Source organism: Microbacterium testaceum, assembly GCF_001476655.1.
GTDB classification, from domain to species: domain Bacteria; phylum Actinomycetota; class Actinomycetes; order Actinomycetales; family Microbacteriaceae; genus Microbacterium; species Microbacterium testaceum_C.
Genome location: NZ_LDRT01000067.1, coordinates 1 through 22,489, shown reverse-complemented (window position 1 = coordinate 22,489; position 22,489 = coordinate 1). Strand labels below are relative to the sequence as shown.

18 protein-coding genes are annotated in these 22,489 nt (G+C 70.1%); 7 read left to right on the top strand and 11 right to left on the bottom strand.

Features of this window, described 5'->3' with window-relative positions:
* Window positions 1-19 precede the first annotated feature (19 nt).
* The 7 genes from NS220_RS10540 to NS220_RS10510 all read right to left on the bottom strand — a co-directional run bounded on the left by NS220_RS10540 (window position 20) and on the right by NS220_RS10510 (window position 9,552).
* A complete protein-coding gene (locus NS220_RS10540) occupies window positions 20-913 on the bottom strand; it encodes a LacI family DNA-binding transcriptional regulator (RefSeq protein WP_058624013.1) in 894 nt (297 codons plus the stop codon).
* A gap of 64 nt (window positions 914-977) precedes the next feature.
* Window positions 978-3,230 carry an FAD-dependent oxidoreductase gene (locus NS220_RS10535; RefSeq protein ID WP_058624012.1) on the bottom strand — a complete coding sequence of 751 codons (2,253 nt, stop codon included), beginning with the start codon at window positions 3,228-3,230 and terminating at the stop codon, window positions 978-980.
* A gap of 65 nt (window positions 3,231-3,295) precedes the next feature.
* On the bottom strand, window positions 3,296-5,119 hold the full coding sequence (locus NS220_RS10530; RefSeq protein ID WP_058624011.1) for a BNR-4 repeat-containing protein: 1,824 nt from the start codon (window positions 5,117-5,119) through the stop codon (window positions 3,296-3,298).
* Between the two features lies 1 nt (window position 5,120).
* Window positions 5,121-6,440: a sugar ABC transporter substrate-binding protein gene (locus NS220_RS10525; RefSeq protein ID WP_058624010.1), complete on the bottom strand. Its 1,320-nt coding sequence runs from the start codon at window positions 6,438-6,440 to the stop codon at window positions 5,121-5,123.
* A gap of 89 nt (window positions 6,441-6,529) precedes the next feature.
* Window positions 6,530-7,462, bottom strand: coding sequence for a carbohydrate ABC transporter permease (locus tag NS220_RS10520; protein WP_058624009.1), 933 nt, complete (start codon window positions 7,460-7,462; stop codon window positions 6,530-6,532).
* The gene (locus NS220_RS10515; RefSeq protein WP_058624008.1) at window positions 7,459-8,307 is read right to left on the bottom strand and encodes a carbohydrate ABC transporter permease; all 849 of its coding nucleotides are present in this window, start codon (window positions 8,305-8,307) and stop codon (window positions 7,459-7,461) included. Before NS220_RS10515 ends, NS220_RS10520 begins: the two co-directional genes overlap by 4 nt.
* Window positions 8,308-8,706: 399 nt before the next feature.
* Window positions 8,707-9,552: an alpha/beta fold hydrolase gene (locus NS220_RS10510; protein WP_058624007.1), complete on the bottom strand. Its 846-nt coding sequence runs from the start codon at window positions 9,550-9,552 to the stop codon at window positions 8,707-8,709.
* Window positions 9,553-9,623: 71 nt separating this feature from the next.
* Here NS220_RS10510 and NS220_RS10505 point away from each other — a divergent pair, with 71 nt between their 5' ends.
* Genes NS220_RS10505 through NS220_RS10495 form a run of 3 tightly spaced genes read left to right on the top strand, consistent with a single transcriptional unit; the run spans window position 9,624 to window position 13,089 of the window.
* Window positions 9,624-10,085, top strand: a complete 462-nt coding sequence (locus tag NS220_RS10505; RefSeq protein ID WP_058624006.1) for a MarR family winged helix-turn-helix transcriptional regulator — start codon at window positions 9,624-9,626, stop codon at window positions 10,083-10,085.
* Window positions 10,082-11,458 (top strand): MFS transporter, encoded by a 1,377-nt coding sequence (locus tag NS220_RS10500; protein ID WP_058624005.1) that lies wholly within the window; start codon window positions 10,082-10,084, stop codon window positions 11,456-11,458. Before NS220_RS10505 ends, NS220_RS10500 begins: the two co-directional genes overlap by 4 nt.
* A 53-nt stretch (window positions 11,459-11,511) precedes the next feature.
* Window positions 11,512-13,089 carry a DHA2 family efflux MFS transporter permease subunit gene (locus NS220_RS10495; RefSeq protein WP_058624004.1) on the top strand — a complete coding sequence of 526 codons (1,578 nt, stop codon included), beginning with the start codon at window positions 11,512-11,514 and terminating at the stop codon, window positions 13,087-13,089.
* Window positions 13,090-13,119: 30 nt separating this feature from the next.
* Here the strand turns inward: NS220_RS10495 and NS220_RS10490 are convergent, their stop codons facing one another.
* The 4 genes from NS220_RS10490 to NS220_RS10475 all read right to left on the bottom strand — a co-directional run bounded on the left by NS220_RS10490 (window position 13,120) and on the right by NS220_RS10475 (window position 17,274).
* The gene (locus NS220_RS10490; protein ID WP_058624003.1) at window positions 13,120-13,485 is read right to left on the bottom strand and encodes a hypothetical protein; all 366 of its coding nucleotides are present in this window, start codon (window positions 13,483-13,485) and stop codon (window positions 13,120-13,122) included.
* The gene (locus NS220_RS10485) at window positions 13,478-13,756 is read right to left on the bottom strand and encodes a hypothetical protein (protein ID WP_058624002.1); all 279 of its coding nucleotides are present in this window, start codon (window positions 13,754-13,756) and stop codon (window positions 13,478-13,480) included. The genes NS220_RS10490 and NS220_RS10485 overlap by 8 nt, the downstream gene beginning before the upstream one ends.
* A 426-nt stretch (window positions 13,757-14,182) precedes the next feature.
* On the bottom strand, window positions 14,183-16,612 hold the full coding sequence (locus tag NS220_RS10480) for a glycoside hydrolase family 2 TIM barrel-domain containing protein (protein ID WP_058624001.1): 2,430 nt from the start codon (window positions 16,610-16,612) through the stop codon (window positions 14,183-14,185).
* On the bottom strand, window positions 16,609-17,274 hold the full coding sequence (locus NS220_RS10475) for a TetR/AcrR family transcriptional regulator (protein WP_058624000.1): 666 nt from the start codon (window positions 17,272-17,274) through the stop codon (window positions 16,609-16,611). Before NS220_RS10475 ends, NS220_RS10480 begins: the two co-directional genes overlap by 4 nt.
* A gap of 189 nt (window positions 17,275-17,463) precedes the next feature.
* On the opposite strand from NS220_RS10475, the gene NS220_RS10470 reads away from it, so the two are divergent.
* The 4 genes from NS220_RS10470 to NS220_RS10455 form a co-directional block, all read left to right on the top strand.
* Entirely contained in the window at window positions 17,464-18,987 is a 1,524-nt protein-coding gene (locus NS220_RS10470; protein ID WP_058623999.1) for an ABC transporter substrate-binding protein, read from the top strand.
* A gap of 63 nt (window positions 18,988-19,050) precedes the next feature.
* Window positions 19,051-19,992, top strand: a complete 942-nt coding sequence (locus NS220_RS10465) for an ABC transporter permease (RefSeq protein WP_058623998.1) — start codon at window positions 19,051-19,053, stop codon at window positions 19,990-19,992.
* Window positions 19,989-21,854: a dipeptide/oligopeptide/nickel ABC transporter permease/ATP-binding protein gene (locus NS220_RS10460; protein ID WP_058623997.1), complete on the top strand. Its 1,866-nt coding sequence runs from the start codon at window positions 19,989-19,991 to the stop codon at window positions 21,852-21,854. Before NS220_RS10465 ends, NS220_RS10460 begins: the two co-directional genes overlap by 4 nt.
* Window positions 21,851-22,489: ATP-binding cassette domain-containing protein (locus tag NS220_RS10455; RefSeq protein ID WP_058623996.1), on the top strand; the 639-nt coding region annotated here is incomplete at its 3' end. The genes NS220_RS10460 and NS220_RS10455, both read left to right, overlap by 4 nt.

Genomic DNA, 22,489 nt, shown 5'->3' with positions numbered 1-22,489 from the left:
GCGGCGACAGTCCCGCGCGTCACCGGGCCGTGCTCGCGCGCGCGATCACCGTGGCATCCACCACGATGTGCCGCACGGGGACGTCGGCCCCCGGGGGCGCGGCCATCTGCCGCTCGAGCTCGGTGAACGCCGCCTCGACGATGCCCTGGTCGTCGGGGGCGACCGAGGTGAGCGCGGGGACCGAGTAGGTCGCGGCGTGCACGTTGTCGATGCCGATCACCGCGACATCCGCCGGGACGGTGAGGCCGACCTCGTGGAGCGCGGCGAGCACGCCGAAGGCGACGGAGTCGTTCGAGCACACGACCCCGTCGAACGGGGTCCCCGCCGCGTGCAGTCGGCGCAGGGCGGCGACCCCCTCCTCGGGGGTGAAGGCGTCGACCGCGACGATCAGTCCGGGGTCGTCGGCGATGCCGAGGCGGGCGACCGCGTCGCGATAGCCGGTGAAGCGCTGGTCCGCGGCATCCGAGGGTCGGGACAGGCGCGGGCCGATGAAGGCGACCCGGCGGCACCCGACGGATGCCAGGTGCGAGGTCGCGAGGTCGGCCGTGCGCCGGTTGTCGATCGAGACGTGCGTGAACGGGCTCACGGCGATGTGCTCGCCGAGGAGCACGAGCGGTCCCGGCGACGTGCGGCGGGTGAGGTCGCCGACGGTGAGCGAGCGTGGGATGTGGATCAGGCCGTCGGTCGCGGGAAGACCCACGCCGTTGGCGATGTCGATCTCGCGCTGGTGGTCGCCCTCGGTCTGCTGGATGAGGATCGACAGCCCCCGCGCCTCCGCCCCGCGCGCCAGGAGCGTCGTCAGCTCGGCGAAGTAGGGCTCCTCCAGGTTGGGGACGGCGAGGGCGACGATCCCGGTGCGCTCCCGCCGGGTCAGGGGAGAGACCCGCCGCGCCGTCGAGGGGGAATCGGTCATCGGGGAACTCCTCGCACGCCTGGTCGGCCGATCGACTCTGGGGGATACGGTATCGCGGGCCATCTCACTCCTGGACGCGGAACGCGACGACGCGCGCCTCGGGGGATCCGTTGGTCGCCGTTATGGCCACGCGCGCCGCGGTCACCGCCCCGAGCTCCGGCACGATGGGGTGCGCCCGACGACGTCGCCGGTTGTCGACCACCTCGGCCACCGTGTGCCAGGCGCCGTCGGCGGTCTGCACCTCGACCCGGTAGTCGCGGACGAGCGAAGGCATCACCAGGTGCGGGTCGCGGTGGTGGTGCAGCGTGTTCAGCTCGACGTCGGGATCATCGTCGAGGACGAGGACGATCTCGCGCGCACGCACGGGCTCGTCCCAGTCGAGCCGGAGCCACGCGGGCTCCTCCGCCAGCGGTCGCGAGGCCCAGGCGTTCGGACCGCCGAAGGGTCGCTGATACCCGCCCACGGCGCGCTCGGGGGCGAGAGCTTCGGACGGGGCCGTCGAGCGGAACACGATCGAGCGGCCGCGCAGCGGCTTGGTCGGCCACTGCACCAGCAGTTCGTCGAGGCTGACGTGCACGTTCTGATCCTCGGCATCCGAGGTGTGAACCAGGGTCAGGATGCCGGGGGGCAGGTCATCCGTCGTGAACAGCGTCACGCCGGGCCGGGCCCGGACCACGATCACGGCGTTCGCGGGGATCTCGGGCTGCCAGCGCACCGGGGCGCTCACCCAGCGGGCGTCGCCCGCGGAGACGGGGACCGTGACACGGTGCTCGAGCCGCTCGGGGACGACGTTCTGCGCGAGACCGGTCGAATGGACCTCGACCTCGAGCTCGGTGTCGGTCTCGCTCGCGACGAGGAGCTCGATCCCGTCGAGGTGCGGGTGCACCGGCACGACGATGCCGATGTCGTGGGCCAGGGGGTGGGGGGCGCTCGGCGCGGAGGGGTGCGGCCCGAGTCCGTCGCGCACGCCGGAAGCCGAGACGCGCGCGGTGAGCGCAAGGTCGGCGGGGTCGGCGTCGGCCACCCCGATGAGGGGAGCGTCCTGGCGGAGCAGCAGCTGCCGCAGCTCGGCGCGGTGGCTCTCGTAGACGCCGCGCGGCGAGGTGCCGTACGTCAGCGCGAGCGCGGCCGCGGTGCCCGCCGCCTCCCCCATCGCGGCGCACGTGGCCATGACGCGGGCGGCGCCGAAGGCGATGTGGGTCGCCGAGACGTCGCGGCCGGCCATGAGCAGGTTGTCGACGTCGGCGGAGTAGAGGGATCGGTACGGGATCTCGAAGACACCGTTCGAGAAGCGCTGCACGGCGCCCGCACCGGTGGAGTACATCCCCTCCGTGGGGTGCAGATCGATCGACCAGCCGCCGAAGGCGACGCCGTCGTCGAAGCGCGTCTGCTCGATGATGTCGCGCTGGTGCAGCGTGTAGTCCCCGACGAGCCGGCGGTACTCGCGCTTGCCGGGCACGTTGCCGATCCACTCGAGATCGAGGGTCTCGGCGTCGAACTCGCCCGAGTTCTTGATGTGATCCCAGATGCCGAGGATCACCGAGCGCAGCTCGTCGCGGATGCGCTCGTTGTCGTGGACGATGTCGAGCTCACCACCCCACTCGATCCACCAGTAGTGCGCCCCGCTGTCGCCGCTGCGGATGATGCGCGAGGAGGGGATCGGGGTGTCGCGGATGGCCTTCGCGGAGTCGGGGGCGACGAAGCGGACGGGGTGTCCGACGTCCTTCGTGTAGAACAGCAGCGTCGAGCCGAGGAAGGTGCGCTCGGCTTCGTCGGGGGCCCAGTCCTCGTCGAACTCGTCGCGCGCTTCCTTGCCGAGACGGGCGCGCGCGCCGGCGAGGTGTCCGATCAACCCGTCACCGGTGCCGTCGAGGAACAGCGGCGCGCGGAGCACCGTCTCGGTCTCGGCCCCCATCGTCCACCCCGTCACGGACACGATGTGGCGAGCCCCCTCGGGTCCGGTGGCGACGACATCGCGCACGTCGGTGTTCAGCAGCAGCGTGATGTTCGACTCGGCCCGGACCGCGTCGAGCACGACATCGTCCCAGTGCACGGGATTGCCGTCGGGGTTGCGGTACTGGTTCTCGAGGTAGAGCTCGCCGATGATGCCGTTCTCGCGGGCCCAGCGCTGATTGCCGTGGGCGGTCGCCCCGCAGACCCAGACGCGCACCTCCGACGAGGAGTTGCCACCCAGGACCGGACGGTTGTTGATGAGGGCGACGCGGCGACCGAGGCGCGCGGCGGCGATGGCGGCGGAGACTCCGGCGAGTCCCCCACCGACCACGACGAGGTCGAAGTCGGCTGTATGTGTACGCATGTCGCGTGAGTCCTTCCTGCGGACGCGGGCCGTCCGGTGCGGTGCGGGGTGGGGGGATCGGGCGCTCACTCCACGGCGATCGCCTCGATCTCGAAGACCCGGGCGACGTCGGTGGCGGATGCCGAGGGGTCGCTGATGAGCAGGCGCACGCCGTCGGCCACGACACCCGCGGCCGGGATGCTCACCAGGCGCTGCGTGTTGCCGGTGACGGAGCCGATGCTCGTCCACCCCGCGGACGTGCGCACCTGCACCTCGAAGGAACGCAGGACGGCCGCTGTGCCCGGCTCGGCGCTGTAGCCGCTGCGCACGCGCACCTCCGCGAGAGCCGCTGGAGCGGTGAGATCGAGCGAGATCCACGGCGCCGTGTCTCCGACGGCCGAGATCCACCGGCTCGCATCGCTGCAGACGCCGTCGACGGCGCGTTCCGGGCCGGTGTCGGCGCGCAGGCTCGACGAGGCGGTCGCGGTGGCGCCCAGAGCGACGTTCACCCCGCCCGGGTCGTCGCGGAGGTCGGCCACCACCTCCGACAGCGTGGTGGCCGGACCGACCGGGCCACCCCGCGGAACCACCGCGTGCGAGAGCCGGGCCGGAGCCGCGACCGGTGCCGAGAGATAGACCACGTCGGCGTCGTCGGTCGATCGCTCCTGGGCGCGCAGACGCTGCTGGCCCCGGCGCGCCTCGCCGACACCGGCGTACGACCAGCCGGAAGTCGCGTCGTCGCGCTCGGCGACCACCGCGCGGCTGTGCACCTCGCCGCAGACCTGCGCGGTCACCACGGTGTAAAGGCGGGTGGTGGAGCCGGCGCGCGTGACGTCGATGGCCGCCGAGGTGGCGACGCCGTCGCCGAGGGCTGCGGTGTCGACGACCTTCTCGTCGGCCCAGGCCGACCCGTTCCACCGGGCGAAGCGTGCGTCGTAGGCGGAGCGATCCTTCTCGACGAAGCGGTACCCGATACCCGCGAGCAACGAGCCGTCGAGCGCGAGCTTCGCGGACTGCACCGCGGGGGTGTAACTGCCGATGGTCTCCCCCGGCGAGAAGGGCCGCCAGATGAGAGCTCCCGCAGACGCGGGGGTGATCGGCCCCGACACCGTGGTGCCCGCGACGTCCGCGAGCGTCCCTGTCGCGGGGTCGTACACGGCGTACGAGCCGAGGTGACGGGCGGGGTCGGCGGGGAACGGTCCCCACTCCCACAGCACGTGCACGCGGCCGTCGGGCGACACCTCGAGGTCGTCGGGGTAGAAGGAGTAGCCCGTCGCGGCGGCGATCGTCGTCTCGCGCGCCCAGGATCCGGCATCCCGATCGAAGTGGTACAGAACTCCCTCGCGCGCCCCATCGGCGTCCGTCCCGGTGCGCACCAGCACCCAGGCATCGCCGTCGGCCCCGCGTGCGGTCACCGGGTAGGTGATGTCGACGTCGAGGTCGGGCATGGTCGAGGTGCGGTCCACCATCGTGCGCACGTCGCCCGCGGTGTCGGAGCGGAAGTAGTTCCACTGCTCGTTGTGCATCGACACGAAGGCGTGGATGACCCCGTCGCCGTCGACCACGATCGAGGGCTGGTTGTGGCCGTTGTCGTCGACGAAGGTCACGCAGGCGGCCCCGGCGGTCGCGCGGAGACATCCCTCGGTCCACGTGCCGTCGGCGGCGCGGGAGGCGAGGTACACCTCGTGCCGCGCGGCCTGGGGCGCCGGTGCGTTGAAGGCGAAGTAGGTCACGTCGCCCACGACGTCGAGGGGATTCCACCAGGCCGCCTGATTCGACGAGTCCACGGCGTACGGGAGCTCCTCGACGGTCGCCGTGGCGCCGCCCTCCGCGTGTGCGGGAGGCGCGACGATCAGCCCGAGGGCGAGCGCGGCGACGGCCGCCGCGCTCCCCCCGCGGAGGGCCCGCATCTCAACCGACCAGCTTCTGGGCGGCCTCGCCGGCCTTCTTCATGGCATCCTTCGGCGAAGCGGACCCGACCAGGACGGCCTGCACCTGATCGGCGATCGCCGACTCGATCTGCGAGTAGGCGGTGAAGGTCCACAGCGGGTTCGAGCTCGCGGTCGCGGTGATGCGCTCGCTGAACGCCGCCCCGAAGGTGTCGCTGGACACCTCGCTCGAGGCGAGTGCTTCGGTCGTCGCCGGCGGGAGCCCCCGCAGCGCGTAGTCGGCGAGGATCGCGTCGAGGTCGCTCGTGGCGTACTGCGCGAAGTCGCCCGCGGTGGGCGCGCCCGCGCCGTTGACGACCGCGATCGCACCGCCCCACACGAGCGCGCGCGGGGTGTCGCCGGCCTTCAGCACCGGCCGCGAGACCGGGGCGAGCTTGGCCGCGAGGTTCGCGTCGGGCGACTCCTTGGTGACCGCGCCGCGGCCCACGGGAGCGTCGTCGTACATCGCGGCGCGCCCCTGGGCGAAGAGACTGCGCGCGTCGAAGCGGTCGACGTCGGCGGCGATGAGGCCCTGGTCGTACAGGCCCTTGTACCAGGTGACGGCCTCGACGCTCGCGTCGTCGCCGATCGTGATCGTGTCGCCGTCGACGAGCGGGCTGCCGAAGGTCTGCATCCAGATGAGGATGTCCTTCAGCTGCGCGGCCTTGGTCGAGGCGGCGTAGGGGATGAGACCGCCCCCGAGGCCCTTGAGCTTCACCAGCGTCTTCTCGAACTCGTCGACCGTGGTCGGGAAGGCGTCGGGGGCGACGCCGACCTTGCCGAGCGTCTCGGAGTTGGCGATGAGGCCGATCGCGCCGATCGTCCACGGCAGGGCGTACTGCGTGCCGTCGAAGGTCGCTGCCTGCAGCGCCGAGGAGGTGTATCCGCGACCGGATGCCAGCGACGACAGGTCCTGCAGCTTGCCGGTGGCCGCGAGGCTCCCGAGCCACGCGACGTCGACGTGGGCGGCACCGGTGAACTGCCCGCCGGTCACCTGCAGCATGAGCTGGTTGATGTACTCGTTGTACGGGAAGGCGGTGCGCTTGATCGCGACTCCCTTCGCCTTCTCGTAGCTGGTGAGCGTCCCCTCGAGGGCCGGCTTCGCGGACTCCTCGGTGAGCGACCACGATGCGAACGAGAAGTCGGTCGGGTCGCCGCCGTCGAGGCCCGCGGCGCCGGCCGCGGGACCGGCGGTGCCGCTGGGCACGCAGCCCGCGAGGACCGCGGCGCCGGCGCCGATGCCGAAGAGCTGCAGGGCGCGACGGCGGCTGATGAGGGGGTTGGGCAGGGACGAAGCTGACATGGGTGTCCTCCTTGACGGTGCGAGCTCGAAGGTGCGAGCTCGAAGGTGCGAGCTTGAAGGTGCGAGCGAAGAGTGGATCGGGGAGCCGGTCAGCCCTTGACCGCGCCGGCGGTCATGCCGCTGACGAGGTAGCGCTGGAGCAGCATGAAGGCGATGGCGACGGGCAGCGACACGACGAGCGAGGCGGCCATGAGCTCGGGCCACGCGGTCGCCGCTTCTCCGACGTAGGTGTTGACGAGGCCCGGCGGAAGCGTCTGCTTGTCGGGACCGGCGAGCGTGAGGGCGAAGATGAAGTCGTTCCAGCCGCGGACGAAGGCGAACAGACCCGCGGCGACGAGGCCGGGCGCGGCCAGCGGCAGGACGATCGAGTGGATCGTGCGCAGGCGCGAGGCGCCGTCGACGCGCGCGGCCTCGATGAGCTCGTCGGAGATCGTGTCGAAGAACCCCTTCAGCATCCAGACGCACAGCGGCAGCGTGAAGGTCGTGAACGACAGCACCAGCGCGGTGTAGGTGTTCAGCAGGCCGTAGGCGCTGAACACGCTGTAGAGCGTCACGAGCAGAAGGGCCTGCGGGAACATCTGCGACGCGAGCACGAAGTACATCAGCTGCCGCCGTCCGCGGTAGCGGAACTTCGAGAACGAGTACCCCATGTACGCCGAGACGATCACCGAGAGCACGGCCGTGATGACCGACACGATGATGCTGTTCTGCAGGTAGGTGAACAGCTGGGGGTTCGCCACGAGGCCCGCGTAGGCGTCGAACGTGACCTGGGTCGGGAAGATCTTCGGCGGGTACGAGAAGACCTGGTCGCGCGGTGTGAGCGAGGTCGCGAGGAGCCAGTACACCGGCAGCAGGGCGAAGCCCCCGCACACGATGACCGCGGCCCACGCGGCGAGGCGGACGCCGGGACGGTCGGAGCGGAGACCGGATGCCAGCTGCCGCCGGCGGCGGCGCGGAGCCGGGGGCACCACGGGAGGTGCGTCGGGGGTCGGGGTGACGGTGGGCAGTGCGGTGCTGGTCATCGCTTCTCGCCCCTCTCGGAGAATCGGACGTAGACGACGACGAGCGCCATGAGCAGGACCATCCACAGCAGACCGAGGGCCCCCGCGTGGCCGAGGTCGAACCCGTGGAACGCGGTCTCGTACACCGCGGTGGCGAACGTCTCGGTGGAGCCGGCAGGGCCGCCGCCGGTGAGGACGTAGATGATGTCGAAGTGCTGGAAGTTCCAGATGAACTCGAGCAGCAGGACGAGCCCGATGATCCCGCCGATCTGCGGCACGGTGATCGAGAAGAACCGGCGGACCGTGCCCGCGCCGTCCATCTCGGCGGCCTCGTGCAGCTCCCGCGGAACCGTCTGAAGGCCTGCCAGGAGCATGACCATCATCCAGGGGAACGACTGCCACGTCTTGGCGACGATGACCGCGAACATCGCGGTGCCCGGCTGCGCGAGCCACGCCTGCGGCGCCACGCCGAGCGGCTCCAGGATCGCGTTCATCACGCCGTAGTTGGCGTTGAAGATCCACATCCAGAGGAACGAGACGACGACGCCCGGGACGAGCCACGGGATGAGCATGAGTCCGCGCATGATCTTGGACCCACGGATCTGGGTGTTCAGGGCGAGAGCGAGCGCGAAGCCGATCACGAAGGGGGCGATCGTGGTGCCGAGCGTGAAGACGAGCGTCTGCATCAGCAAGCGGAGGAAGTCGCTCTCGAGCACGTCGACGATGTTCTGGATGCCGACGAACTCGCGACCGGGGAGCACGAGGCTCTGCCGGAAGAACGCGGTCACGAGAGCCGAGATCAGCGGGTACGCGACGACGACGGCCATGAGGGCCATGCCCGGCACGACGAGGAGCAGAGCGAACATGCCGCTGCTGAGCCGCTCGGGTCGAGATCCGGCGGTTCGACGCGAACGGGATGTCGGATCAACCTTGTTTGTATCTGTTTGCTTTTGTGTGAATGTCGTGGTCACGTCCGTGTGCACTTTCCTCGGCATTGAGGGACCGAAAGGCCCGGGGGATGCGGATTTCTCCGAATCGGACCGCCTCAGCTTCGCGGTTTCCGCGGCGCGGGTCAATTCGAGAGGGTAACGCTTCGGTCACGACGTGTTTATTAGCGTTTGTTTATGTTCGGAACTGTTCACGAACGCACACAGACTCGACCGGCCCTTCGACAAGCTCAGGGACCTCCGCCACGCGGCCCCCGGCCCGGGCGCGAGGCGGCTGAGCTCGTCGAAGCCACCGGACCCTTCGACGGGCTCAGGGACCTACGCTCTGGGGAAGCGGGCGTCGAGCCAGGCCAGAAGGTCGGCGCGCACCTCGGCCTGCTGCACCTCGGCGAAGATCTCGTGCCGGGCCCCGGGGTACACGAGGGTCGTGACGTCGGTCAGGCCGGAACGCGAGCGATAGGCGTCAGCCAGCAGGTGCACGCTCCGCGGTCCGCCCACGGTGTCGTCGCGCCCCACCATCAACAGCACCGGGACATCGCGCTCGAGGTGGCGGCGCGGGCGCCCGAAGAGCTTCGCCGCCTCGATCGGCCCGAAGAGCTTCGCGAGCGGCACCGACGTGGTCAGCGGGTCGGCCACGAAGTCCCGGCCCACCTGCTCGTCGCTCGAGAGCCACTGCATGCCCGAGCCGCCGAGCTTCTTCCACGGGGCATTCAGGTCGCCGGGGTTGAGAGCGCCGGGCCAGCGCAGGGCGGAGCCGCTCAGGACGACCGCGTCGAAGGCATCCGGATGCCGATCCAGCAGCATCTGCGCGAGGAACGAGCCCCACGAATGCCCGAGGAGCACGAGCGGGAGGTCGGGGTGACGCTCGCGGATGAGCTGCGTGAGCGTCCAGACCGCGTCGCGCGCCGCGCCGACACCGCCGGGACCGAGGCGCCCGAGCTTCGCGTGATCGCCACCCCACTGCCGAAGGCCCGTGCGCCCGTGCCCCCGGTGGTCGTCGGCGTAGACGGTGTACCCGTCGGCGACGAGCGCCTCGATCAGCGCCGCGTAGCGCCCCGCGTGCTCCCCCACGCCGTGGAGCAGCTGCACGACGCCCCGGGGCGTCGTCGCCTCGTAGACGTCGTAGACGATCGTGATGCCGTAGGCGTCGTCGAACTCAGGCATGCGCCCGATCTTAGGGCGAGCCGCCCGACCCATTCCGTTAGCAAGACTAATAAGTTATGCTAACGATTGAGATGACGACGAACAGCACGAACACCGGCCGCCCCGACCCGACCCCTGTCTTCATCTCCGAGGCATCCGGCCTCCGCATGGCGACGTTCCGACTGGCGCGGCGGCTCCGCGCGCAGCGCGCGGTCGACTCCATGAGCGACGGCCAGTTCGCGGTCCTCGCGGCGCTCGCCATCCACGGCGAGCACACCCTCGGCCGGCTCGCCGAGCGGGAGCGCGTCACCGCTCCCTCGATGAACCGCACCGTCTCGCTCCTCGAAGACGCGGGGTACCTCACGCGCACCCCGCACGAGGACGACCGGCGCAAGGTCACGATCGCTCTGACGGACGCGGGCCGCGCCGTCGTCGACGAGACGGTGCGCCGACGAGACGCCTGGCTCGAGGAGGCCCTCGAGGGGTTGAGCCCCATCGAGCGGGAGACGCTCGCCGCGGCGGCCGAGATCATGAGGAAGGTGGCGGAGAGATGAGCGCGATGTTCCGCTCCTTCTCGGTGTTCAACTACCGCGTCTGGTTCATCGGCGCGCTGGTGTCGAACGTGGGCGCGTGGATGCAGGCGACCGCGCAGAACTGGGTCGTGCTGACCCAGCTGACCGACAACGACGCCGCGGCGATGGGCGTCACCATGGCTCTGCAGTTCGCCCCGCCGCTCCTGCTGGTGAGCGTCACCGGGTGGGTCGCCGACCGCTTCGACCGGCGAAAGCTCATCATGTGCACGCAGTCGGCGTTGCTCGCTCTCGCGCTCACCCTCGGCATCCTGATCCTCACCGGCGCGATGACGCTCCCCCTGATGTACGGCTTCGCTCTCGCGCTCGGCGTGGTCACCGCCTTCGACAACCCGGCGCGCCAGACCTTCGTCTCCGACCTCGTCGAGAAGGAGAACGCCTCGAACGCCGTCGCGCTGAACGCGGCGTCGTTCAACACCGCGCGGCTCATCGGTCCGGCGGTCGCGGGCATCATGATCGTCGTCGTCGGCACGGGCTGGGTGTTCCTCGTCAACGCCGTGACCTTCCTCGCCATGCTCGCGGCGCTGCTGATCATGCGGCCGCACGAGCTCGTCGTGCACCACCGCCGCGGCGGGCCCGCCCGACTCGCGGACGGTTTCCGGTACGTGGCGAAGCGCCCCGACCTCATCGTGATCTTCTCGATGGTGTTCCTGCTCGGCGCGTTCGGCATGAACTTCCCGATCTTCGCCTCGACCATGGCGCTCGAGTTCGGGCGCGGCGCCGACGGCTTCGGCCTGCTCAGCTCGTTCGTCGCGATCGGCTCCCTCGCCGGCGCCCTCCTCGCCGCCCGCCGCGAGCGCGCCCGGATGCGCGTCGTGATCCTGGGCGCGGGCGGGTTCGCCGTGGCATCCACTCTCTCCGTGTTCGCGCCGAGCTACGGCGCGTACGCCGCGACGCTCGTGCTCACGGGCTTCTGCGTGGTCACGACGCTGACCACCGCGAACGGCTACGTCCAGACCACGACCGACCCCGCGCTGCGGGGGCGGGTTCTCGCGCTGTACATGGCGATCCTCCTCGGCGGCACGCCCGTCGGCGCGCCGATCGTGGGCGGGGTCGCGAGCGAGTTCGGCCCGCGCGTCGCGATCGGCCTCGCCGCCGTCGTCGCCTTCCTCGCGTGCGGGATCGGGGTCGCGTGGACGCTGTCCTCGGGCCGCGTGCACCGTCATGAGAGCAAGCGGTTCCGCCTGACGCTGGACGAGACGCGCCCCCTCACCGTCGTCTCCCCCGAGCCCGAGGACTTCAGCGACGAGATCGCCGGCACCACGCCGATCCCGCTCGCCACCGGGGAGCGCGCGCCTCGACCGGGGACACCTCGCGCGGCCTCGCATCACTCCTGACGTCTCCCGTCAAGGGATGGCCCTTCCCGCATGTAGCTAGATAAGCTAGCTACATGAACGAACGCATGGACCGGCGCCGCTGGGCGGGGCTCGTCTTCATCAGCATCGCCGTCTCGCTGATCATCGTCGACTCGACGATCGTCAACGTGGCCGTCCCCTCGATCGTCGAGGATCTCGGGATTTCGTCGACCGAGGTGCAGTGGGTCCAAGAGGCCTACACCCTCGTCTTCGCCTCGTTCCTGCTCGTCTTCGGTAGTCTCGCCGACAGGTTCGGCAGACGACGCCTCATGCTCATCGGTGTGGTCGTCTTCGCCCTCGCCTCGATCGCGGCATCCCTCGCCCCCTCCGGCGGAGCCCTCATCGCGGCGCGGCTCGTGCAGGGCATCGGCGGGTCGATGATCCTGCCGACGACCCTCTCGCTCATCAACGCGACCTTCCGCGGCCGCGAGCGCGGCATCGCCTTCGCCGTGTGGGGCTCGACGATCGGCGGAATGGCGGCCGTCGGCCCCTTGCTCGGCGGGTGGCTCACGACGGAGTTCTCGTGGCGGTGGGCGTTCGGCATCAACATCCCGCTCGGCGTCCTCATCGTGATCGGTGTGCTGCTCACCGTCGCCGAGTCGCGCAGCGAGCAGCGTGCGGCGATCGACGGCGTCGGGGCGCTGCTCTCGGTGCTCACCATGGCACCGCTCGTGTTCGCCCTCATCGAGGGACGCACGTACGGCTGGTGGACGCTCGACACCGTCCCCACGATCGGCGCGTGGACCTGGCCTCTCGAGCTCTCCCCCGTGCCGATCGCCTTCGCGGTCGCGGTCGTCGCCCTCGCCGGGTTCATCGCGTGGGGCGTCCGGCGGCAGCGGCGCGGCCTCTCGACCCTGCTGGCGTTCGACCTGTTCCGCATCGGATCGTTCCGCAACGGCAACATCGCGGCCGCGGTCGTGTCGCTCGGCGAGTTCGGGATCATCCTGGCCCTGCCGCTCTGGCTGCAGTTCGTCGTCGGCTTCGATGCGCTGCAGACCGGACTCCTCCTCCTCTCGCTCGCGATCGGCTCGTTCGTCGCGAGCGGGATCGCGGGCGCCCTCAGCGGGAAGGCCTCCCCCGTGTGGGTCGTGCGCGGCGGCCTCCTCGCCGAGATCGTGGGCGTCGCGGGCGTCGCCCTGACGATCGGACCGGATGCCACCTGGGGACCGCTCATCCCCTTCCTGTTCGTCTACGGCCTCGGGGTGGGACTCGCCACCGCGCAGCTCACCGGAGTGGTCCTCGCCGACGTCCCGCCCGCCGCGAGCGGCCAGGCGTCGGGAACGCAGTCGACCTCACGGCAGTTGGGCGCGGCCCTCGGCGTCGCGATCCTCGGCACGGTCCTTTTCTCGACCACGGCGGGCGTCCTGGCAGGCTCGCTCGACGATCGCGGGATCCCCGCCGCCCAGCGCGACCAGGTCGTCTCGCAGGTGGTCGACAGTGCGGGCGCGGCGATCGCGGGACTCGGGCAGTCCCCCGCGACCCAGGACATCGCGGCGGACGCGCGCGCGGCCTTCAGCGACGGGACGCGCGCCGCGGCGTTCACGGCCGCGGGCTTCCTGACGCTCGGGTTGGTCTCGACGCTGACGCTCGGGAGACGGAAAGAGGAGCGGTAAGTCACCATCTCGCCGCGGACAAGCTGGTCTCTACGCGTAACGCGCAATGACGAGCGCGACACCCTCGCGGACCAGTTCGCTCTCAGTCTTACCCGTCTTGGCCTCGATCAGTGCCAGCGTGTCGAAGTCGGCATCTGTCACTCGAGCGCGCACGGTCGGCGACGCGCCCTTTCGGGCGGCCACCTTGACCGTCGCTTTGCGGGGTCGTCCAGGCTTTCGCATCGCCGCCTGGATGGCTTGTTCGTCACCGAACTCGCGCAGCAAGAACTCGCGGCCGTACGCCGCCGCGCTCTCGCCTGTACGCACATCAACGGGCGCGGGGAGCGGGTGCGCCGGGTCCTCCGCCAGCCGGTAGGCCAGTTCTTCGTTGGTCTGTGGGGTCTTCTTCTCAGCCATCAGGATTCTCCTCTCGATAGCTACGGAACTTCGATCCCAGATGCATCGCATGGAAGATCCGAGCTTCCCGACCGTCGCTGAACTCCTCAACGAGGATCTCGACTTCCCGTTCTGTCTGCGCATGCTCGGGACCGATGAAGAGTCTCACGACTCCCCCGTTCCGAGCCTCCTCTGGAACCGATGCCGTGTACGTAGCGTTCAGCATCGCGTAGATCTGGTCGTGCTTGTCGATGTCGTGCCTGAAGCTCGAGCTCTCCCAGATCGGCGCCACGCATCCCCGTTCTGTCGGTTCAAAAAAATGTAGCACAATATCTCATCCGGCTACGGCGGGGCACCCGACCATGGCAGTTCGTCACCGAGGACGCCCTCAGCAGCCCCTCACTGCGCGCCCGCCCCGAGCCTCGCGAGTCGGTCGGTGCTTCACGCCGATTCGCAGGAGTTTTGCCGCCTGGTCGACGAGTGATACGAAGTGGTCCTGTAGCACCGACAGCTGGCGAACCACGCGATTAGCGAAGGTAACCAGTGCGACGGACATGTTCATTGCCATGAGAACTTTGGGTATACGGCCAAATCCAAAATCACCGGATATTGGTACGCCTCTCAACTCCGCGACGCGCATTTCCGAGCCTCACCTCCATAACGGAGGCAAACAGGCCGCACGCGCGCCTCGATATCACGACGGTAGCCCTCGACGGTCTCACACGCCCGCGCGCACCCTCGCCTCCACCGCGCGGCACCCCGGAGCCGTCACCCGCACCGTGATCTCGCCCGCCCCGGTCGGGCGCACGATTGCGAGAGCGCGGCCGTCGTAGGTCGTCACCGACGCCGCCGACAGCGGCTCCTCGGTGCGCGCCCGGCCCGTGCCGAGGCCCGCGAGCACGCCCGGACCGGACACGCTGACGCTCACCACGACGTCGCCGTCGCAGGGCACGACACCGGCCGCGTCCTCGAGGGAGATCCGCACGAACGCGAGGTCGTCGAGACCGGCGCCGATGGTGGCGGCTTCCGCCCGCGCGACCAGGCCCGGCTCGCCGGCGGCCGAGCGGAGCGTCGTCCGCCCCACCTCGACGCCGCCGCGGCGCGCGATCGCGGTGAGCTCTCCCGGCACGTAGACCGTGTCGAAGCGCGCGGTGAACTCGCGCGCCTCGCCGACCGGGGCGACGCCGACGGTGTCCCCGTCGCGCTGCAGCTCGACCTCGTCGGCGTCGGCGTAGACGTCGACCACGACGGGCGAGCCCGAGGGGACGTCCCACGACCAGCTCGCCACCGTGTCGTCCCACGACCACGGGGTCACCGCCGTCGGGCGGCCGTAGTACTGCGGCCGGTGCACGGCGAGGAACGGTTCGGTGCGCAGGCCGTAGACGATCTCGCGGAAGAACGAGACCGTGCGCCGGTGGCCCGTGGCATCCAGGTCTCCGGACTCCGCGAACAGGTACGGGTACGGACCGGCCGTGTCGGTCGGGGCATCCGAGGGAGCGTCGACGTAGTCGACCCGGCCGATCCCGGCTTCGCCGAGGTAGTCCCACCCGGTCCAGGTGAAGTCGCCGATCACGTGCGGGAGCGCCGAGACGAGCGGCCAGAGCGCCCCGATGCGCTCGGGAAAGGTCTCGGACCCCACGATCACGCGGTTCGGGAACAGCTCGGCGTCGAGCGCGTACCGCGAGTCGGCGTAGTTGAAGCCGACGACGTCGAGGACGGCGGCGGACTCCTCGATCGTGCGCGTGACGAGCTCCGATGCGTTCATCGCCGCCATCTGCGCCCCGAGCCCCGCCATGAGCGTGTTGGGATCGGATGCCGCGAGCTCGGCGCGCGCGTCGGCGATGCGCTCGAGGTTCGCGATGATCCCGTTGATCCCGTTCGTGACGAAGCGGGTGTCGTCGAGAGCACGCACGGCCTCGGCGAGTCGTCTGCTCCACGCCGCTCCGTGGGGGCTCGCGACCTCGAGGATCTCGTTGCCGATCGAGTACAGGATCACGCTCGGGTGGTTGACGTCCTTGGCCACGAGGGCCTCGACGTCGGCCCGCCACTCGTCGGCGAAGCGCACCGAGTGGTCGAACGCCGTCTTGGCCCGCGTCCACACGTCCCCGAGCTCGTCCATCACGACCATGCCGTGGCGGTCGCAGGCGTCGAGCAGCGCGCGGCCAGCCGGGTTGTGGGAGCTGCGGATCGCGGTGAACCCCGCCTCCTTCAACAGCCGGACGCGACGATCCTCGGCAGCCGCGATCGAGACGGCACCGAGGGGGCCGTTGTCGTGGTGCACGCAGGCGCCCCGGAGCGTCACGCTCTCGCCGTTGATGCGGAGCCCGTGCACGGGGTCGAGCTGGAGGGACCGGATGCCGAACACCGTGCGATCCGTGTCGAGCGGCGTCGCGTCACCCTCGTCGGCGAGCGCGGTGTGCAGCTCATAGAGCGCCGGGGTGTCGATGCTCCAGAGCTGCGGGCGCTCGACGGTCAGACGGGCGCGGGCGACGACATCCTCTCCGGGCAGGACGGTGACGGGCGAGGACCCCGTCGCGACGGACCGCCCCGCGGGGTCGCGCACGTCCCAGGACAGGCGCGTCGTCCGCGTGTGCCGGGTGGAGTTGCGCACGCGCGTCGAGACGGCGACGATCGCCCGCTCGTCGTCGATGTCGGGCGTCGTCACGCGCACGCCGTCGAGCGGCACGTGCACGGGATCGGCGACCACGAGGTGGACGGGACGATGGATGCCGGCCCCGGTGTACCAGCGGGAGTCCTTGTGCACCCGGGCCTCGACGCTCAGGCGGTTGGTCTCGCCGAAGCGGAGGAACGCGTCGGCCTCGACCGTGAAGGCCGCGTAGCCGCTCCCCTCGTGGGCCGCCCGCTCGCCGTTCACGAACACGACGGCGTCGCGGTAGACGCCCTCGAACTCGAACACGACGGTCTTGTCGCGCCACGACTCCGGGACGTCGAATTCCCGCACGTACTCGAAGACCCCGCCCGGGTAGTAGCCGGACGTCGCCCCCTGCGGGCTGTCGGGCGAGCGCGGCAGATCACGGAGGGCGTCATGCGGAAGCGTGACGTGCGCCAGGGTCGCGGCATCCTGCGCTTCGAAGGCACCGCGCTTCGGGCCGACCGTCCACCCCTCGAGGAAGGGCTCGCGGATCACGGGGCCTCCCCCGCCCGCAGGTCGAGGACGTCCTCGAGGGCCTGCAGGTCGAACCCGCGGACGAGCAGCCGGAAGTGCGCGGCGAGGTCGCGGGACATGTCGGTCGAGGCGGGATCGAGGAGCCACTGCACCTGCAGGCCGTCCATGAGCGCGGTCGTCGTGACCGCCGCCCGGGCGGGGTCGACCCCTTCGACGAGGCGTCCGGCCACCCGGAGAAGCTCGAAGGCATCCGTGAGTCGCGAACGGACATAGATGTACCGCTTCTGGAAGTACTCGTGCGCGGGGTGCGCGGGAGAGGTCGCCTCGGCCGAGAGCGTGCAGAACAGCTCGACGACGCCCGGCATCGAGGCATTGATCGCGGCGAGTTCGACGAGACCCTGGAGGGTGGCGGCACCGTCGGTGAGGTCGAAGTCGACCACGGCGCGCGCCGCCTCGTCGCGGTGGTCGAGAACGGCGAGGAGCAGGGCGCTCTTGCGCGGGAAGTGGTGGAGGAGTCCCGCTTCGCTCATGCCGACGCGCTGCGCGATCTCCCGAAGCGAACCGGCCCGGAACCCGGACTCGGCGAACACCTCCAGCGCGGCGTCGAGAATCGCCTGGCGGGTCGTCTCGCTTTTGGCGTACTCCCCCCGCGGCTTGCGCGCGGTGCGCGTCGTCTGGGTCATTGAGCCACCGTATCCGCTCGCACAGGACTCCATCGGCTGAGCGAGCGACCTTCCCATGAAACGTTTTATAACGAATTTCTAGCGACCGCTAGTTTTTCACTTCTAAAATCTAGCGAGCGCTTGGAATTGCTGTTACCGTCTCGGCGCAGGGCGATCCACCGGGGTATCGCCACGATGAAGGGACCAACGATGTTCCGATGGAAGGCCACAGCAGCCCTCGCCGTCGCGGCAGCACTCGTGCTGACGGGATGCTCCGGCGGAGGGTCGGGGACCGAGGGGTCTGGCAGCGCTGATCGACTCACGCTGACCGCGATCGCCTCGCCCACGAGCTACGACATCGGCGCCGGCGCCGAGTACGGCAACCGGAGCCCGTTCTTCCAGGCGGTGTTCGACACCCTCCTGCAGAAGGATTCGAAGGGCGAGATCCAACCCTGGCTCGCCACGAAGTGGGAGTACAACGACGCCAACACGGTCCTCACGCTGACGCTGAAGGACGGCGTGAAGTTCACGGACGGCACGACGCTCGACGCCTCCGCCGTCGTCGCGAGCCTCGAGCGCTTCCGCGACGGCACCTCGCCGCAGGCCGCCACGCTCGCGGGCAAGGAGTTCGCCGCCGTCGACGCCACCACGGTGACCATCACCCAGTCCGCTCCCGACCCGTCGCTGGTGAATCTGCTCTCGATCGCCCCCGGCCTCATCGAGGCGCCGTCCTCGTTCGGCAACGCCGACGTCGCGACCAACCCCGTCGGCTCGGGCCCCTACATCCTCGACACGGCGTCGTCGGTCACGGGCACCACGTACAACTACACCGCGAACCCCGACTACTGGAACAAGGACGCGGTGAAGTACCAGAACCTCACCATCAACGTCCTCGAGGACCCGACGGCGACCCTCAACGCCATCCGCGCCGGCGAGGCCAACGGCGCGAAGATCGCCGACAACAACACCATCAGTGAGGTCGAGGGCGCCGGCTGGACGATCGAGTCCAACGAGCTCGACTTCCAGGGTCTCCTCCTGCTCGACCGCGCCGGCACCATGGCGCCCGAGCTCGCCGACGTGAAGGTCCGCCAGGCCATCAACATGGCCTTCGACCGCCCGGCCCTCTTGCAGTCGCTGCAGAGCGGGTACGGCACCGTCACCGAGCAGGTCTTCCCCGCAACCTCGGCCGCGTACGACGAGAAGCTGGACAGCACCTACCCGTACGACCCCACCGCCGCCAAGAAGCTGCTCGCCGAGGCGGGCTACCCCAACGGCTTCTCGATCAACATGATGTCGGTCCCCGCGTTCCAGCAGACGTTCGACCTCGTCGCGCAGCAGCTGTCGGATATCGGCATCACGGTGAATTACACCGACCCCGGTGTCGGCAACCTCATCACGGACATGCTCGCCCCGAAGTACCCGGCGACGTGGATGGCCCTGGAGCAGAACCCCGACTGGCAGCTGATCAACTTCATGATCGCTCCCGATGCGACGTTCAACCCGTTCCACTCTCAGGACCCCAAGGTCGACGCGTTCATCTCCACGATCCAGAACGGTTCGCAGGATGAAGCCGACGCCGCGGCGAAGGAACTGAACAGGTACATCGTCGACCAGGCCTGGTTCGCCCCGTTCTTCCGCGTCCAGGGCACGTTCGCCACCGACGCGAACACGAACCTGGAGTTCTGGCCCACCAACGCCTACCCGTCGATCTTCGACTTCTCGCCGAAGAACTGATCCGTCCGTCGGTCCGTCCGCGCTCCGGCGCGGACGGACCGACCCGGACCCCAGGGACCACACATGCTCGCATTCATCGTGCGCCGACTCCTCTCCGGAGTCGTGCTCATCGCCGTCATCTCCTTCCTCGCGTTCACCCTCCTCTACGCCGCGGGCGGCGACATCGCCCGCCGCATCCTCGGCGAGAACGCCACCGCCGAGACCGTCGCCAAGAAGACCGCCGAGTTGGGCCTGGACCGCCCCCTCCTCGTGCAGTACGGCGACTGGCTCTCCTCCGCCGTCACGGGCAACCTCGGCCGCAGCTGGTTCAACGGCGAGCTCGTCTCGGTGAGCGTCAGCGGCCGGCTGTCCGTCACCCTCTCGATCGTCATCGGCGCGACCCTCGTCGCGGCGATCCTCTCGATCCTTCTCGGTGTCCTCGCCGCCCGCCGCGGCGGCGTGATCGACGCGGGCGTCCAGTTCCTCTCCCTCGTCGGCTTCGCCGTTCCGGGCTTCCTCATCGCTCTGCTTCTCGTGCTCGTGTTCGCGGTGAACCTCGGCTGGTTCAAGGCCACCGGGTACACGCCCCTGACCACCTCGTTCAGCGGGTGGGTGGCATCCGTGGTCCTTCCGATCGTGGCTCTCTCGATCGGCGCGATCGCCACCGTCGCGCAACAGGTGCGCGGCTCGGTGATCGACGCGACCTCGCGCGACTACGTCCGCACCCTCCGCGCGCGCGGCCTCAGCGAGAACTCCGTCATCTACCGCCACGTGCTGCGCAACGCCGGTGGCCCCGCCCTCGCGGTGCTCGCCGTGCAGTTCGTCGGGCTCCTCGGCGGTGCGGTCATCGTCGAGCAGATCTTCGCCATCCCCGGCATGGGTCAGCTCAGCGTCCGCGCCACGACGCAGGGCGACATCCCCGTCGTCATGGGTCTCGTGATCGCCTTCGCGATCATCGTCGTGGTGGTCAACCTCCTCATCGACCTGGCCCAGGCCGCTCTCAACCCGAAGGTGCGACTGTCATGACCGCCATCGACGTTCCTCCCACCGTTCCGGTCGCCCCGGTGCGCGTGGCGCTGTTCCGCCGCCTGCTGCGGCGCCCCGTCGGCCTCGTCTCGCTCGGCTTCCTCGCCCTCATCGCGGTGCTGGCGGTCGTCGGCCCCCTCATCGCCCCGCAGGACCCGAACTTCGCCGACATCCGGGCGATCCTCGCCAGCCCCTCGGGCGCGCACCTCCTCGGTACCGACGGCAGCGGCCGCGACGTGCTCTCGCGCCTGCTCGCGGCGACCCAGACGAGCATCGCCGCCGCCCTCATCGCCCTCGCCGTCGCCGTCGTCCTCGGTGTGGTCAGCGGCCTGATCGCCGGCTACTACCAGGGCTGGTTCAACACCGCCGCCACGTGGGTCACCGAGCTGAACATGGCCCTGCCCGGCATCGTCGTGCTGCTGGCGGCACGCGCCGTGCTCGGCCCCTCGGTCTGGCTGTCGATGGTGATCTTCGGCATCCTGCTCGCCCCCGCGTACTTCCGCCTCGTCTACGCCTCGGTCACCGCGGTGCGCAGCGAGCTGTACGTGGACGCGGCGCGCGTGTCGGGACTCAGCGACCTCCGCATCATCGGACGCCACGTCTTCTCGGTCGTGCGGGCGCCCATCATCATCCAGTCGGCGATCATCGCCGGCATCGCCATCGCGATCCAGTCGGGGCTGGAATTCCTCGGTCTCGGCGACGTCAACGTCCCCACCTGGGGCTCGATGCTCACCGACGGCTTCAAGAACATCTACAAGAACCCCGTGCTGCTCATCTGGCCCTCGCTCGCGATCGCCCTGACCTGCATCGCCCTGACGCTCCTGGCCAACGTGCTGCGCGACGAGCTCGAGCGCACCGTCACCGTGCGTCGCCGTCGCCGTCGCGCGGTGCTGACCGCGACCGGCTCGATCGCCACCGCGACCACCTCTGTGGCACTCGGCGGGGGCGACCTCACCGACCCCGACGAGATCCCCGAGGTCGCGGACGGCGACGTGATCGTTCACCGCGAGGACGCGCGGAGCAAATCCACCGAAGCGGTGCTCCGCGTCCGCGACCTGCGGGTCGGGTACGACCAGGCCGACGGATCGCACATCGAGGTCGTCCATGGCGTCTCGCTCGACATCCGCAGGGGCGAGGTGCACGGACTGATCGGCGAGTCGGGCTCCGGCAAGACCCAGACCGCGTTCGGCGTGCTGGGGCTCCTGCCCCGCGGCGGCTCGGTGACCGGCGGCACCATCTCGTTCGACGGCGTCGACCTGGCCGACGCCTCGGAGCGCGTGTACGCCGGTGTCCGCGGCAAGCGCATCGGGTACATCCCCCAGGAGCCGATGAGCAATCTCGACCCGGCCTTCACCATCGGAAGCCAGCTCGTCGAGCCGCTGCGTAAGCACCTGCACCTCTCAGCCAAGGACGCGCGGGAGCGTTCGCTCGACCTCCTCGCCCGCGTGGGCATTCCCGAGCCGAAGCGCACGTTCGACGCCTACCCCTTCGAGGTCTCGGGCGGCATGGCGCAGCGCGTGCTCATCGCCGGGGCGATCTCGACCGATCCCGAGCTGATCATCGCCGACGAGCCCACCACCGCGCTCGACGTGACGGTGCAGGCCGAGGTGCTCGAGCTGCTGCGCGACCTGCAGCAGGAGCGCCACATGGCGATGCTGCTGGTCACGCACAACTTCGGCGTCGTCGCCGACCTGTGCGACCGGGTGACCGTGATGCAGAACGGTCGTTTCGTCGAGCAGGGTCCCGTGCGGGCCATCTTCAACGACGCGCAGCACCCGTACACGCGGGCGCTGCTGGACGCGATCCTCGACGAGGGTCCCGCGCGGCCGCCGCTCGGCGCCGAGAACGGAGTGGTGGCATGAGCACCCCGCTGCTGACCATCGACGACCTCGTCGTCGAGTACCCCGGGAAGGGCTTTCGCGCGAAGCCCTTCCGGGCCCTCAAGGGCGTCTCTCTCGACATCCTCCCGGGTGAGACCGTGGGCCTGGTCGGGGAGTCGGGGTCGGGCAAGACCACGCTCGGCCGCGCCGCCCTCGGCCTCGCTCCGGTGACCGGCGGGACGATCACCTACGACGGGCGCGACATCTCGCACCTCGGTCGTTCCGCGCGGCGCGCGCTGAGCTCCGAGATCCAGGTCGTCTTCCAGGACCCGTACTCGTCACTGAACCCCTCGATGACCGTCGAGCAGATCCTCGTCGAGCCGCTCACGGTCGCCGGGGTCTCGGCCTCCGATGCCAAGAAGCGCGTGCGCGACCTGCTCGACCAGGTCGGGCTCCCGGGCGATGCCCGCAACCGCCTGCCGCGCGAGTTCTCGGGCGGACAGCGTCAGCGCGTCGCCATCGCCCGCGCGCTCGCGCTGCAGCCGCGGCTCATCGTATGCGACGAGCCGGTCTCGGCGCTCGACCTGTCGACGCAGGCCCGCGTCCTGGACCTGTTCATCGACATCCAGAACCGCACGGGAGTGGCGTACCTCTTCGTCACGCACGACCTCGCCGTC